General features: G+C 68.5%; 12 protein-coding genes and 1 pseudogene. 4 read left to right on the forward strand and 9 right to left on the reverse strand.

Features of this window, described 5'->3' with window-relative positions; translation table 11 throughout:
- Positions 1-8 precede the first annotated feature (8 nt).
- The 4 genes from J3476_RS19905 to J3476_RS19920 form a co-directional block, all read right to left on the reverse strand.
- Complete coding sequence (locus J3476_RS19905) at positions 9-1,259, reverse strand: ABC transporter substrate-binding protein (protein ID WP_207068094.1); 1,251 nt, start codon at positions 1,257-1,259, stop codon at positions 9-11.
- A gap of 94 nt (positions 1,260-1,353) precedes the next feature.
- On the reverse strand, positions 1,354-2,001 hold the full coding sequence (locus J3476_RS19910) for a GntR family transcriptional regulator (RefSeq protein WP_207068095.1): 648 nt from the start codon (positions 1,999-2,001) through the stop codon (positions 1,354-1,356).
- A 135-nt stretch (positions 2,002-2,136) separates the two neighbouring features.
- Complete coding sequence (nhaA, locus tag J3476_RS19915) at positions 2,137-3,996, reverse strand: Na+/H+ antiporter NhaA (RefSeq protein WP_207068096.1); 1,860 nt, start codon at positions 3,994-3,996, stop codon at positions 2,137-2,139.
- Positions 3,989-5,152, reverse strand: a complete 1,164-nt coding sequence (locus tag J3476_RS19920; RefSeq protein ID WP_207068097.1) for a glycoside hydrolase family 76 protein — start codon at positions 5,150-5,152, stop codon at positions 3,989-3,991. The genes nhaA and J3476_RS19920 overlap by 8 nt, the downstream gene beginning before the upstream one ends.
- Before the next feature lie 73 nt (positions 5,153-5,225).
- Here J3476_RS19920 and J3476_RS19925 point away from each other — a divergent pair, with 73 nt between their 5' ends.
- Together J3476_RS19925 and J3476_RS19930 are read left to right on the forward strand one after the other, a co-directional pair.
- A complete protein-coding gene (locus J3476_RS19925) occupies positions 5,226-5,759 on the forward strand; it encodes a TetR/AcrR family transcriptional regulator (protein WP_207068098.1) in 534 nt (177 codons plus the stop codon).
- Positions 5,756-7,360: pseudogene (locus J3476_RS19930) on the forward strand (MFS transporter); the annotation flags it as partial. The gene J3476_RS19925 and the pseudogene J3476_RS19930, both read left to right, overlap by 4 nt.
- On the opposite strand, the gene J3476_RS19935 reads toward J3476_RS19930, so the two are convergent.
- Genes J3476_RS19935 through ttfA form a run of 4 tightly spaced genes read right to left on the reverse strand, consistent with a single transcriptional unit; the run spans position 7,250 to position 10,393 of the window.
- Positions 7,250-7,924, reverse strand: a complete 675-nt coding sequence (locus J3476_RS19935) for an RNA methyltransferase (protein ID WP_207068099.1) — start codon at positions 7,922-7,924, stop codon at positions 7,250-7,252. The pseudogene J3476_RS19930 and the gene J3476_RS19935 sit on opposite strands and share 111 nt — an antisense overlap.
- Entirely contained in the window at positions 7,917-8,780 is an 864-nt protein-coding gene (locus J3476_RS19940; protein ID WP_207068129.1) for a hypothetical protein, read from the reverse strand. The genes J3476_RS19935 and J3476_RS19940 overlap by 8 nt, the downstream gene beginning before the upstream one ends.
- Positions 8,781-8,816: 36 nt before the next feature.
- Positions 8,817-9,593: an SDR family oxidoreductase gene (locus tag J3476_RS19945; RefSeq protein WP_207068100.1), complete on the reverse strand. Its 777-nt coding sequence runs from the start codon at positions 9,591-9,593 to the stop codon at positions 8,817-8,819.
- A 14-nt stretch (positions 9,594-9,607) separates the two neighbouring features.
- Positions 9,608-10,393, reverse strand: a complete 786-nt coding sequence (ttfA, locus tag J3476_RS19950) for a trehalose monomycolate transport factor TtfA (protein ID WP_207068101.1) — start codon at positions 10,391-10,393, stop codon at positions 9,608-9,610.
- A 105-nt stretch (positions 10,394-10,498) separates the two neighbouring features.
- On the opposite strand from ttfA, the gene J3476_RS19955 reads away from it, so the two are divergent.
- Positions 10,499-11,176: an SDR family oxidoreductase gene (locus J3476_RS19955; protein WP_207068102.1), complete on the forward strand. Its 678-nt coding sequence runs from the start codon at positions 10,499-10,501 to the stop codon at positions 11,174-11,176.
- Between the two features lie 146 nt (positions 11,177-11,322).
- On the opposite strand, the gene clpB is transcribed toward J3476_RS19955, so the two are convergent.
- Entirely contained in the window at positions 11,323-13,869 is a 2,547-nt protein-coding gene (clpB, locus tag J3476_RS19960; RefSeq protein ID WP_207068103.1) for an ATP-dependent chaperone ClpB, read from the reverse strand.
- Between the two features lie 161 nt (positions 13,870-14,030).
- Here clpB and J3476_RS19965 point away from each other — a divergent pair, with 161 nt between their 5' ends.
- The gene (locus J3476_RS19965; RefSeq protein WP_207068104.1) at positions 14,031-14,648 is read left to right on the forward strand and encodes a hypothetical protein; all 618 of its coding nucleotides are present in this window, start codon (positions 14,031-14,033) and stop codon (positions 14,646-14,648) included.
- Positions 14,649-14,746: the final 98 nt, after the last annotated feature.

Genomic DNA, 14,746 nt, shown 5'->3' on the forward strand with positions numbered 1-14,746 from the left:
CTCACCGGCTAGCGATCGAGTACCTCGCTCAGTGCCGGATCGAGCTCGAGCACGTCGACCTGCGTCCAGGCGCCGTCGACGATGAACTGTTCACCGAACAGCGGCGCGGCCAGGTTGTTGGCGTCGTTGAGGTCCAGAGTTCCCGAGGCGCCGTGATAGTTGATCTCGTTGCCCGCTTCGAGCTCCCGAACACCGTCGGCGTAGGAGAACACCTCGACGCCGCCGGGACTGAGCACCTCGGGGATAGCGGCCGCGATGTCGGCACCTTCGGTGCTTTCCGCCTTGGTGATGGCCAGCGCCAACGCGATGTACTGGTCGTATTGGTTCGCGTCGTAGACCCCGGCCGCCGGATCCTCCCCGGTCTTGGCTTTGAAGCGCTCCGCAAAGCTCTGGTAGGCCGGTGATTCGGTGTCGTAGGCGGCGATCGCGCCTACGGCCACCCCGTCTTCCAGTTCTGGCATCAGCGAGCCGATGGGGGGCGTGACGAGGTCGGGCGAGACGAAGAACTTTCCGCCGTATCCGCGGCGTTGCCATTCCCGCAGAATCACCGACCCTGCTTCGTGCCCGGCGGCGAGGTAGACCGCGTCGGGGTTCGCGTCGAACGCCTGGGCCAGCTCGGCCTGATAGGAGGATCGGCCCGGGTTGAACCGGACGTCGGCGACGACCTCACCGCCGACGCCTTCCTCGAACACTTCCTTGAAGATGTCGGCGGGTTCGGACAAACCTTCGGTGTTCTGCGCCATGATGGCGACCCGCTGGATTCCCTCGTCGCGGGCGAACTGCGCCGCGATGGTGCCGCCGTCGGTGTCCGAACCGGTGATACGCCAGATGTATTCGCCGCCGGCATCGTCGAGTTCCGGGGTGCCGCAGCCTGGGCAGAATACCGGGATCTCCAGCTCGTTGGCACTGTCACGAATGGCGAGGCCGCCCGTCGACTCGACGCCGCCGACGGCCACCACACCCTCGACGTCGACCAGCCGAGAGAAGCCCTGAACAGCACCTTCGACAGTGGACAGGTTGTCCGCGGCGACAAGTTCGACGGGTTTGCCGAGCACTCCCCCGTTGTCGTTGATTTCGTCAATGGCCACCGAGACAGCGGCTTGTGACGGCTCGTAGTACGACGAGTAGTCGCCGGTGATGCCGTTCAGCCAGCCGAATTTGATCACGTCATCGTCGGCACTGCCACCTCCGCTACTGCACGCTGTCAGCAGGAGAGCGGCACTGGAGACCGCGCCAATGGCTCGTTTGGTTCTGTTCACTGTTTTCCTTTCTCGGCTCGGTCGACCAGGTCGGCGTCGTCGTCGGTGTCGGCGCCGAAAATCCCTGCCCTCCAGGCGAACCCAGGGGTCAGACTCAGGAGCTGACCTCGTCGTTGGCCAGCAGATATCGGACGATGAACTCGTGGGAGGTTTCGAGATGAGTGCGGGTTAGCGCGTACAGCGCTGGGCCGTCCCCGGTTTTAGCGGCCTCGAGAATCGCGGCGTGTTCTTCTTGGAGATGCTCGACGTTGCCGATCACCGCCAGGTGCAGATAGAGGTAGCGGTCGGCGAGCTTACGAAGCTGATCTATGTGCGCGATGGTCATCGGCCGGTTCGCCCGGTGATACATGGTGGCGTGGAAGTTGGCGTTGGCTTCCAGCCACTCGACGACGTCGGTGGTTTCGGACATCGTTTCGTAGTGCCCGGTCATCTGGATGATTTCGGCGCGACCGATCTGCGGTACCGCCATCTGGGTCAGCGTGGGCTCGACCGCCATCCGCAGCTCGTACAGTTCCTGTAGTTCGAGGATGGACAGCCGCCGCGAGTACGGGATGCCGTCGAGCATGACGACCAGCCCCTCGGCAACGAGTGCCTGCATCGCGTCGCGCACCGGTATCCGGCTGACCCCGAACTGCTCTGCCAGCTTCGAATACGACAGCCGCACTCCGGCGCCGATTTCGCCCGTGAGCAGTGCATGGCGAAGCTTGTTCACCACGGCGTGCCCGACGACTGACGATGCCATCACACCTACCTGTATCTGTGATCCATATTACGTATACAGAATGTAGCTTTACGTATTCATAAGGTCAATGCCGAATACTAAATGGCGCATGTTAAATACAGATGCGTGCTGTTTCGCACAGGTTTCGCCGGTGGGCTACGCCTTCGGTGAACGATCCTCTTCGAGCGCGCGGATCAGGCTGGCGGCGTCCCACGGGCCTCTGTGGCGCAGCCCGTTGACGAACAGCGTGGGTGTCGCGTTGAGGTCCATCGCCTCGGCGTCCTCGGCGTCGTCGGTTACCCGGTGCAGCACCTTCGACGAGTGCACGCGCACATCCTGGTCGAACTGATCGATGTCGCAGCCCGCCGCGACCGCATAGCGATACATGTCCGACCACTCCAGGTCGTCCTGATGGGCGAACAGCTCGCGGGCCATCTCCCAGAACCTGCCCTGCAGCGCCGCCGCTTCGCTGGCCCGGGCCGCGTCGAACGCCCGGGGGTGGGCCCGTTCCAGCGGGAAATGTCGCCAGACGTACCGCAGGCGGTCGCCGAAGTGATCGCGCACCTCGTCGATGGAACCGGTCGCGCGACTGCAGAACGGGCACTCGAAGTCGCCGTACTCGACCAGCGTCAGCGGTGCGTCGTGCCGCCCGCGGACGTGATCGCGGTCGGGATCCACCGGCCGCAGCAGCTTGAGCCCGACCGGTTCGGGCGGGCTGAGCCAGTCGGTGATGCGGAACACCGCCCAGCCGAACACGAACGCCAGCACCGACGCCGCCAGCACACCGATGCGGGCCTGATCCTGGCGTTCGGGTTCGGCGATCGCGATGTCGACGATGAACAGCGAGATGGTGAAGCCGATTCCGGACAGTGCGGCGCCGCCGGCGATACGCCGCAACGTCAGGCCCGGCACCAGTACACCCAGACCGCTACGACGCATGAACCAGGTGGCGGCGGTGATGCCGACGAACTTGCCCAACACCAGCCCGGCGATGATGCCCCAGGTCAGCGACGACCGCACAGCGGTGGACAGGGTTTGCGCATCGAGACGAACCCCGGCGTTGACCAACGCGAACAAAGGCAGGATGACAAATGACACTGCAGGCCCGACGCTTTCCTGCAGCCGTTCGTTGATCGAGATCGACTCCCGCAGCGAGCGGCTGGCCGCGCGCGCGTACTGCGAGTTCGGGGACTGCCGGAAGGCGCGGATCTGCTCGACGGCCTGCTCCACCGGCCGTCGCTCGGGGGTGAACACCGGGATCAGCAGGGCGACCGCGACGCCGGCCAGCGTCGGGTGCACACCGGCCAGGTACAGCGCAATCCACAACGCCACACCGAGCACCGCGTAGGCGGGCCCGCGGGCCGTGGGCAGGAACCTCACCGACGCCAGCGCCGCCAGCAGCGCGACCGCGCTGAGCAGCGGCACGACCTGGATGCTGTCGGAATAGAACAGCGCGATCGCGCCGAGCGCACCGACGTCGTCGACCACCGCCAAGGTGAGCAGGAAAACCCGCACCCGGGCGGGGAACATCGGCCGGATGAGGGCCAGCGCACCGACGAGGAAGGCGGTGTCGGTCGAGATCACCACGCCCCACGCCGCGGCGTTCTCCCCGGACGGGTTGAACGCCAGGAACACCACCGCCGGCAACACCAGACCGGCCGCGGCAGCGACGACGGGCACCGCCGCGCGCGAGCGGTCGGTCAGCTCGCCGATGGTGAATTCACGTTTGACCTCGAGTCCGACGATGAAGAAGAAGAACGCCATCAACGCGTCGTTGACGAAGTGCTTGACCGACATGTCGAAGTGGTGGTCGCCGAATGCGACACCGAGATGGGTCTCGAGCAGCTCTGAATAACTCTGCGCCCACGGCGAATTGGCCCACAGGATGGCGATGACGGTGAACCCGAGCAGTAGCGCGGCGGCGGTGTTGTCCGATGTCGACGTGGTCTTCGACCCGCGGTTGACCCGCCGCGACGGCAGCAGCGGGAAACCCCGCGACGACGGGAGCTCACTCACCAGATTCGTCGCCCGCGACGGTTTCCGATTCGTCGCCCGCGACGGTTTCCGATTCGTCGCCCGCGACGGTGTGCGCGGCCTCCATCAGCATCCATCCCGCCAGCTGTACCGACAGGTCCCGCTCGGGTATCTCCGACGAGTTCACCGCTCCGTCGACGAACTGCGCGTCCCCTCCGGCCGGGGTCGGCACCTGGGCGGGGCGGTCCCAGAACGCGCTGAACAGTGGCAGCTCCTCGGCCGTCTGCCGGCCGTCCCACGCCGCGCGCGCCGAGGCCAGCACGATCGAGCGGGCGGTGTCGCGCGCCGTGTCGTCGTCGGGCGCGTGTCCGGGGAGCATGGTCGTCACCAACGCGAGGTAACGCGCCAGGATTCCGTTGAACAGCCCGCCGTCGCCACCGCCGGCGCCCTTGATCACTCCGTCGGGTGCCATGTTCTCGGCGACGGCGGCCACCAGCCGGTGCACCCGCTGCGCGTGCCGGGAGTCCTCGGTGCGTGCGGCGAGTTCCGTCTCCAGTCCCAGCACCACGCCCTGGCAGTAGGTGTACTGGGCACGGACCAGAGACCCGGCCTTGATGCCATCGAACACCAGGTGGGTCTCCGGATCGATCAGTGTCTCGTCGATCCAGTCGGCCATCTGCTGGGCCCGGCGCAGCCGTTCGCCGTGCCGGGCCAGGAAGATGGCAGCGGGCCCGTTGGCCGGCGCGTTGAAGAACTGGTCCTGCTTGCGCCACGGGATCCCGCCGCCGTCCTCAGGCACCCAGGCCGTGACGAACTGCTCGGTCAGCGTCTCCAGCGCCTTGGTCCGTTCGACACCGGCGATCCGGCCGGCCCGCTCCAGCGCGAGCGCCAACCAGGCCATGTCGTCGTAGTAGTCGTTGGTCCAGCGACCGACGTTGCGCAGCCGGTGCCCGCAGATCTGGCGGGTGATCTGCTTCTGCCGCGCCTCGGTCGGGTCGCGCCGCTGCGCATCGACGAGGTTGTCCAGCAGATGGGCCTGCCACCAGTAGTGCCAGGTGCCGAAGCGGCGGTAGCGCGGGGCGGCGGGCCAGGCCACCACCCCGAGTTGCGTCCCGGGCAGCCCCCACAACCGCCTGAGATGCCGCCGGGCGATCGCGGCTTCTGCGCTGGCGGCGCGGTTGGCCCACAACTGATCCATCCGTCGATCCTGCCTCACCAGCCACCCGAAGCGCTATGAGACAAATTTGTCTCATCTGAGCTATAGTCGTCTCATGTCCACGCGTGAAGATCTGTTGCGCGCCGCCGCCGATTACCTCGGCCGGCGGCCGAACGCGACACAGGACGAGATCGCCTCGGCGGTCGGCGTCAGCCGCGCAACACTGCACCGGCACTTCGCCGGGCGCTCCGCGCTGATGACGGCGCTCGAGGAGCTCGCCATCGCCGAGATGTCCGAGGTGCTGGCCGCCGTCCGGCTGCATGAAGGGCCCGCCGACGAGGCATTGCGACGGCTGGTGACCGCCTGCGAGCCGATCTCCCCGTACCTCGCGCTGCTCTACAGCCAGAGCCAGGAGGATCCGGACACCTGCATAGAGGTGTGGGGTGAGATCGACTCGACGATCACCGAACTCTTCCTGCGCGGCCAGCAGGACGGGGTGTTCCGGCCCGAACTGCCCGCAGCCTGGCTGACCGAGACCTTCTACAGCCTGGTCGCCGCGACCGACTGGTCCATCCGCGCCGGGCGGGTCGCCGCACGCGACGGAACCCGACTGATCACCGACCTACTACTCAACGGAGTGAAGCAATGAGCAGACGCTGGTTTGCCCTCGGCGTCCTGACCATGGCCGTGCTCATCATCGGCGTCGACGGCACCGTGCTCGCACTGGCGATGCCGTTCATCAGCGCCGACCTCTCGGCCAGCGGCACCCAGCTGCTGTGGATCGGCGACATCTACTCCTTCGTGCTGGCCGCGTTGCTCATCAGCATGGGCAGCCTCGGTGACCGCATCGGACACAAGAAGCTGTTGCTCTGCGGTGCAACGGTATTCGGCGTGGTATCGGCCATCACGGCGTACTCGTCGTCGCCGGAGATGCTCATCGCCACCCGCGCCCTGCTCGGGATGGCCGGCGCCACGCTGGCCCCGGCCACGCTGGCGCTGATCCGCGGGCTGTTCCCCGACCAACGTGAACGCAGCATCGCCGTCGGCATCTGGGCGTCGGCCTTCTCGGCCGGTGCGGCGCTGGGCCCGGTGATCGGAGGTGTTCTGCTGGAGCACTTCTGGTGGGGCTCGGTGTTCCTGATCAACATTCCGGCGATGGTCGTCCTGGTCGTCGGCGGTCTCGTGCTGCTGCCCGAACATCGCAATCCCGAGCCGGGACCGTGGGATCTGCCGAGTGTCGGCCTGTCCATGGTCGGCATGTTGGGCGTCGTCTACGCGATCAAGGAGGGCATCGCGGCTGCCGCGCACGGTATCCGGATCGACGCGGTGCTGGCCGCGCTGCTCGGCGCCGCCGCGTTGACGCTGTTCGTGCGCCGTCAGCTGCGCCTTCCCGTCCCGCTGATCGACGTCCGGTTGTTCCGCCGCCCGGTGTTCACCGGCGTGGTGGTGGCGAACCTTCTTTCGGTGCTGGGCCTTTCGGGTCTGGTGTTCTTCCTGTCGCAGTACTTCCAGCTGGTGCGGGGCTACGGTCCGCTGCAGGCAGGGCTGGCCGAACTGCCCGCCGCGGTGACCGCCACGGTGTTCGGCGTGCTGGCCGGGATCGCTGTGCGGTATGTGTCACACCGGTTGGTCCTGACCGCCGGGTTGACGCTGGTCGGGGTGGCGATGGGGACGCTCATGGCGTTCCTGCTGCTGATCTCACCGATCTCCTACCTGCCGCTGGGCATCGCGCTGTTCGTCGTCGGGGTCGGGCTCGGCCTGGCCTTCACCGTGGCCAGCGACGTCATCCTGGCCAGCGTCCCCCCGCAGCGCGCGGGTTCGGCGGCGGCGGTCTCCGAGACCGCCTACGAGCTCGGCATGGCGCTCGGCATCGCCACCTTGGGTTCGATCCTGACCGCGGTGTACCGCACGGTGTCGGTCCCGCCCAGCCTTCCTGCCGAGATCGCCACGCAGGCAAGGGATTCGCTGCCCAGCGCGATCCACGCCGCGCAGTCACTGCCGGCCGAGCAGGCCGAACGGCTGCTCGATCCGGCACGGGAAGCCTTCACCCACGGCCTGGCCGTCGCCTCGGGAGTCGGTGCGGCCCTGCTGCTCTCGGCCGCGGTCGCGGTCTGGTGGCTGCTGCGCACACATCCGGTGTCACCAGGCATCGCCGAGGTCGGCGTGCTGACGGATCCAGGTGTGCATGGCGATTCCGGCGGCGACGGCGGCGTTGATGCTGCGCGTCGAGCCGAACTGTGCGATCGACACCGTCGCATCGGCCCCAACCTTCACCTCGGGGGTGATGCCCGGCCCCTCCTGCCCGAAGACGAGCAGGCAGTCTCGCGGCAGGACCGTGTCCTCGATCCGTGCGGCGCCGGGGACGTTGTCCACGGCCACGACCACGAGTCCCGCACCCGCGGCGAACCGCAGTAGATCGGCCGTGGTGTCGTGGTGGCACAACCGCTGATAACGGTCGGTCACCATGGCTCCGCGCCGGTTCCAGCGGCGCCTACCCACGATGTGCACGGTGTGCACGGCGAACGCATTGGCGGTGCGTACCACCGCGCCGATGTTCGCGTCGTTGCCGAAGTTCTCGATCGCGATGTGCAGCCGGTGCCGGCGTGCGTCGATGTCGGCAACGATCGCGTCCCGCGTCCAATACCGGTACGCGTCGACGACGTTGCGGGTGTCTCCGTCGCGCAACAGATCCGGGTCGTAACGGGGGTCGTCGGGCGGCGGCCCCTGCCACGGCCCGACCCCGGGGCCGTCGCCCCACTCGGTCGGGCCGGGCAGTTCGGGTCCCGGCGGCTCAGGCTCGCGCAGCTCAGGCATCGACGAGCCACAGCGCGGCGTGGGTCCCCGTCATCGACACCGTCGCATAGAGCAGGGCGTTGTTGATCTCGCCCTGCGTGCACAGCGACACCTGGACCTGCACGCGCTCGCGGGAGGCTTCCGGCAGCACCAGCACCGAGGCCCCGTACTTGTCGCAGGCGTGGCTGAGGCCGCGGCCGTCGATGGTGGGACCGGCCACCACCATCAGTGGGCCGCCGCGCTCGGCGGACTCCTCCCGATACCGCGCCGCCAGCCCGTCGATCTCGAGTCCGATGAGCATGTAACCGTTGCCGGTGAAGGCGGTGGGATCGCCCAGCGCCGACGGGTCCAGCTTCGCGCCGTCGGCCCGGAACGCGTCGACGCTGGTGGTCTTCATCGCCAGACCGGTGTCGTTCTGGTTGGTGGGCAGCACGCCGACCGGAAACGCCGCCGGGTAGGCCGCGGTGGTGCCGGCGATCCGGTCCTCGGACGAATACGCATACACGCCCCGCACCTGCGACTGGTCGCGCAGCGGACCCAGACACACCGTGCCCGTCATCCGGTCCGGCGTCGACGCCGACACGGGGTCGATGTCCAGGTCGGGCACGTCCCCGCAGCCACCGACGGCGTCGGCCTCGATGGGGTGGGCCAGCGCGCCGTAGAGCCCGAACCGGACGTCCCCGGGGGCGACGTGCTCACCCCCCTCCTGCGAGGGCGATGCGTCGACGTCGACCAGCACATAGTCGGCGTCGAAGCGCAGGTTGGCGACCGACATGTTCCAGCCCAGCACCGCCATCGACTCCCCGAGGGCGGCGGTCGGCGCCGAATACACGTCGGAGCGGTCATCTCCCCCGGCACACGAGGTGGCGGCCAGCATGATCGCCGCCAGGAGCACGATCAGCCGCACCGCGGCTCACGTCCGGTCACGGCCCTTGCCCACCACTCGGGTCAGCGCCCGCACCACGTTCCGCGGGATCATCCGTCCACCGGTCGTCAGCGCCTTGTACTGCAGGCCGGGGATGATGACGATCTTGTTTTTGGCGATGTCGGCCATGGTTTCCCGCACCACGTCGTCGACCTCGAGCCACAGAAACGACGCGGTGCCCGTCATGTTGATGCCCGCGCGGGCGTGGAATTCGGTGCGCACGAAACCCGGGCACAGCGCATGAACCCCGACCCCGGTGCCGCCCAATCCGTTGGCCAGCCCTTCGGAGAAGGACACCACCCAGGCCTTGGACGCCGAATACGTCGACCCGCGGCCCGGCAGGAGGCCGGCGACGCTGGCGACGTTGAGGACCGTGCCCGTCCCCGCGGCCAGCATCGGCGGCAGCGCGGCATGGGTCAGTTGCATGACGGCGGTGACGTTGACGTCGAGCTGGGACTGCAGCAGTGCGTAGTCGGCCGACCAGAACTCCCCCGCTGTGCCGAACCCCGCGTTGTTGACCAGCACCTGCACACCGGCGCGCAACCGGTCGGCAACGGCGGCACGGTCAGCGGCCTGCGCCAGGTCGGCGCGGATCACCTCGACATCAGCACCCGCCTCGTCGCGTAATTCGGCGGCCAATCGGGTCAGACGGTCCTGGTCGCGGGCCACCAGCACCAGGTCGTAGCCGTCCAGCGCATAGCGGCGGGCGAAGCCCTCACCGAGGCCGGACGTCGGCCCGGTGATCAGGGCGACAGGGCGGGACATGCCCTAGACAGTACTTATCGCTGATAGTTCGGCGACTGCCGACCGTTGCGCGTCGGCTGCTGCGCGCGGCCGGGTTCCGGACGCGGCGGCGGATAGCCGGGAGGCATCTCGGCGCGGCCCGCCGGTGCCGGGGTCAGCGGGCGACTCGGTGAGCCGGTGCGCCGCGGGGCGGGCTGGCCGGCGGCCGTCGACGGCACCGGGGGCAGCACGCGCAGCAGATCGTTGAACTGCCGCACGGTCCGCAGGCCCTCGTCCCACTGGGCGCGCGTGCTGGTCACCGGCATGCTGATCAGGGTCCAGTTCTGCTCGTTCCACATGATCTCCGCGCAGTCGGGCGCGGTGTGGGCGAAGGTGACCATGCGCCGGTCGCAGGCGCGGCGGGCGGCGTCGAGGTTGGTCGAATACACCATCCGGGGGCCGATGGCGCCCAACAGCCAGATGTCGCTTTCGCGGGGCTCCTTGAGGCCCTTGAGCCGCATGTCGACCACCACGTTCGTGCCGACCTTGCGATGCAGCGCGATGACGGTGGCGACGTCCTCGAGATCGAAGATGAACACCGCTTCGCCGCGGATCTGGCCGAGCACGACGTTACGTGCGGTGACGTCGCCCACGGTCGACATCACGCCGCGCTTCCAGCGCTGCAGGATGTCGGCGGATTCGGCCTCGTAGTCGAAGCCGTGCGACTTGGCCCACGACTTGCGGCGGCGGCCCAGACCGCGGCGTCGATCCAGGTCGACGTACAGCAACACGCCCGCACCCACGAAACAGAGTGCGGACAGCGTGAACCAGAGCGGGACCATTGGCTCCAGAGTATCCGCTTCCGGCGGCGCACTCCGAATCCGAATGGGTCACAACCCGGTCACCTTCTCCCGGGACCGCCGTCGGCGCTGCCCACGCATACTCGGATGGTGACCGACTTCTCCGGTAAGGCCTACCTCGTCGTCGGCGCCAGCGGCGCACTCGGGTCACGCGTTGCGCAGGCACTCGCCGCGCGCGGAGCCGCGCTCACGGTGACGGGACGCTCCGCTGACGCGCTGGCGGCGTTCGACGGGGCCCATGTCGTCACCGCGGATCTGCGGGACCCCGACGCCGGCCGAAGCGTCGTCGCCGCCGCGGTTGAGCAGCACGGGCACCTCGACGGCGTCGTCATCGCCGCGGGCGTGGTGGCGTTCGGGCCGGTGACCGACATCGACGACGACACCGTCGACGACCTGGTGCTGGTGGACTTCCTGGCGCCGCTGCGGGTGGTACGGGCCGCATTGCCCGAGCTGGCCCCCGGCGGGGTGCTCCTGAACATCAGCGCGGTCGTCGCCGAGAAGCCGATGGCCAACATGGCGGTCTACTCGGCGGTCAAGGCCGCCGCGGCGGCGCTGTTCACGGCCGTGCGCGGAGAGGCCCGGCGACGCAAGATCCGGGTCGTCGACGTCCGGCCGCCGCACACCGAGACCGGGCTGGCGGGCCGGGCCATCGCCGGCGAGCCGCCGCGGCTGCCCACCGGCCTGGACCCCGACGTGGTCGCCGAGCGCATCGTGAACGCGCTGCTGGGCGACGAAACCGACGTGCCCAGCAGCGCGTTCAACTGAGTCCCCACACAGCTGAGCCCCCACACAGCGCGAAACTGCGGTCAGATCGCCCCCAACGGGGATTTCGCGATCTGACCGCAGTCTCGGCGGGATGTCAGCCCGGCCCTCGGGCTGTCAGCCCGGCCCTCGGGTCTTCGCGCAAGCGCTCATCCCAGCACCAGGGAGTCGCCGTCCGCGCTCACGTTCACCGGCACCACGTCGCCGTCGTGCACATCGCCGGCCAGCAGCATCTTGGCCAACTGGTCGCCGATGGCCTGCTGCACCAGGCGGCGCAGCGGCCGGGCCCCGTAGAGCGGGTCGAAGCCACGCTCGGCCAGCCATTTCTTCGCCGGCAACGACACCTCGAGCGCCAGCCGGCGCTGCGCGAGGCGCTTGTCCAGCTGGGCCAGCTGGATGTCGACGATCGACACCAGCTGCTCGGGGTTCAGCGCGTCGAACATGATCACGTCGTCGAGCCGGTTGATGAACTCGGGCTTGAACGCCGCCCGCACCGCCGCCATCACCTGCTCCTCGGTGCCGCCGGCACCCAGGTTGGAGGTCAGGATCAGGATCGTGTTGCGGAAGTCGACCGTGCGGCCCTGGCCGTCGGTCAGCCTGCCCTCGTCGAGCACCTGCAGCAGCACGTCGAACACGTCCGGGTGGGCCTTTTCGATCTCGTCGAACAGGATCACCGTGTACGGGCGCCGGCGCACCGCTTCGGTCAGCTGACCACCCTGGTCGTAGCCGACGTACCCCGGAGGGGCGCCGACCAGGCGTGCCACCGAGTGCTTCTCGCCGTACTCGCTCATGTCGATGCGCACCATCGCGCGCTCGTCGTCGAACAGGAACTCCGCCAGCGCCTTGGCCAGCTCGGTCTTGCCGACACCGGTCGGGCCCAGGAACATGAACGAGCCCGTGGGCCGGTTCGGGTCGGCGACACCGGCGCGACTGCGGCGAACCGCGTCGGACACCGCGGCGACGGCCTTCTTCTGCCCGACGACGCGACGACCCAGCTCCTCCTCCATGCGCAGCAGCTTGGCCGTCTCTCCCTCGAGCATCCGGCCCGCCGGGATTCCGGTCCACGCCGACACCACCTCGGCGATGTCGTCGGGGCCGACCTCCTCCTTGAGCATCACGTTCTCGCGGGCCTCGGCCTGCGGGACCGCGGCGTCGAGCTTCTTCTCGACCTCGGGGATGCGCCCGTAGCGCAGCTCGGCGGCCTTGGCGAGGTCACCGTCGCGTTCGGCGCGGTCGGCGGCCCCCTTCAGGTCCTCCAGCTGCTGCTTGAGCTCGCGCACCACGTCGATGGCGCCCTTCTCGTTCTGCCAACGGGTGGTCAGCTCGGAGAGCTTCTCCTTGTAGTCCGCCAGCTCGGCCCGCAACTTCTCCAGGCGTTCCTTGGAGGCGACGTCCTGCTCCTTGGCCAGCGCCATCTCCTCGATCTCGAGGCGCCGCACCAGGCGTTCCACCTCGTCGATCTCGACGGGGCGGGAGTCGATCTCCATCCGCAGCCGCGAGGCCGCCTCGTCGACGAGGTCGATGGCCTTGTCGGGCAGGAACCGCGACGTGATGTACCGGTCGGACAGCGTCGCCGCGGCCACCAGCGCCGAGTCGGTGATGCGCACACCGTGGTGCACCTCGTAGCGCTCCTTGAGGCCACGCAGGATGCCGACGGTGTCCTCGGGAGACGGCTCGCCCACCAGCACCTGCTGGAAGCGGCGTTCCAGCGCGGCGTCCTTCTCGATGTACTTGCGGTACTCGTCGAGCGTGGTCGCCCCGACCAGCCGCAGCTCACCGCGGGCCAGCATGGGCTTGATCATGTTGCCGGCGTCCATCGCCGACTCGCCGGTGGCGCCGGCGCCGACGATGGTGTGCAGCTCGTCGATGAACGTGATGATCTGCCCCGCGGAGTTCTTGATCTCGTCGAGGACGGCCTTGAGGCGTTCCTCGAACTCACCGCGGTACTTGGCGCCGGCCACCATCGAGCCCAGGTCGAGCGAGATGACGGTCTTGTCGCGCAGGCTCTCGGGCACGTCACCGGCCACGACGCGCTGCGCCAGGCCCTCGACGATGGCGGTCTTGCCCACGCCGGGCTCGCCGATGAGAACCGGGTTGTTCTTGGTGCGCCGGGAGAGCACCTGCACGACGCGCCGGATCTCGTTGTCACGGCCGATCACCGGGTCGAGCTTGCCTTCCCGGGCCCGGGCGGTCAGGTCGGTGGAGTACTTCTCCAGCGCCTGATAGCTGCCCTCGGGGTCCGGGCTGGTCACCCGCGCGCTGCCGCGCACCTTCTGGAACGCTTCGCGCAGCGCCTGCGGGGACGCGCCGTGGCCGGTCAGGAGCTTGGCGACGTCGGTGTCGTTACTGGCCAGGCCGACCAGCAGGTGTTCGGTGGAGACGTACTCGTCGTCCAGTTCGGTGGCCAGTTGCTGGGCCACGGTGATGGCGGCGATCGACTCCCGGCTCAGCTGCGGGGTCGTGCTGGCACCACTGGCCGTGGGCAGCCGGCCGATCAGGCGTTCCGCTTCGGCGCGGATCGTCGCAGGATCAACTCCGACCGCCTCCAACAGCGGGCCGGCGATGCCGTCGTTCTGGGTGAGCAGCGCCATCAACAGGTGCGCGGGCATGATCTGTGGGTTGCCCGCGGTGGTGGCCGCCTGCATCGCCGAGGTCAGTGCCGCTTGGGTCTTCGTGGTCGGGTTGAACGAGTCCACGACACCTCCATTCATCGGTGGGAAAAATGCTTGTCCTCTAGGCCAACGCAGTCAAGGTTGAGTCTGTTCCGCTCAACTCTAGAAAATTTCCGGCAATTTTGCACGCCCAACACAGCCCCTGGTCGCCGGAGCTGAGGACGCGTCCGGGTTAACGTCCCAAGATGGCCGACTTCGGTGACTTCGAGTTCGAACGGAAGTTCTTCGTGCTCGACATGCCGGCCGTGGCGGCCTCCGACCCCAGTCCCGTCCTCATCGCCCAGGCGTATCTGTTCGCCGCCGACGGGTACGCGGTAAGGGTTCGACTGCAGGGGCCCGCGCCCGCCGACCTGGATGCCAGTCTCGCCGAGCTGCTGACCATGCTGGGTGACGATGCGATCGGCACCATGACCGCCAAGGGGCCGGCCGCGGGCGGCACCCGCTACGAGGCCGAACGCGAGCTCGACGCGTTGGTGGCCGGCCAGATCGTCTCGCGGGCAGCGCATGTGGTGCTCAAGGTGCGGTCCTCGGTCTGGCTGGGCGAGGACGGCTGGATCATCGACCGGTTCCTCGCCGGCAACGCGCCGCTGATGATGGCCGAGGTCGAGCGGGACGGACCCGTGGTCGACCTGACCATCCCGTCGTTCTGCACCACCGAGGTCTCGGAGGACGACCGGTTCCGCAACGAATACCTGGCCGAGCACCCGTTCGGCACCTGGGCCGAGTCCTACCGCCGCGAACTCGACGCGGTGGGCCCGCGCTTCGTCGGCAGCCTGGGACGCAACCAGTTCGAGAGCCGCTGAGCGTCGATCGGTCCGCGCACCCCCGCACCACCTGGCAACACCGACGACGCGGCGGCTCTCGCCGATGCGCGTGCGGGCCGCGGCGCACCGTCAGCCGT

The sequence above is a fragment of the Mycobacterium sp. PO1 genome, from assembly GCF_017312405.1.
Classification (GTDB): domain Bacteria; phylum Actinomycetota; class Actinomycetes; order Mycobacteriales; family Mycobacteriaceae; genus Mycobacterium.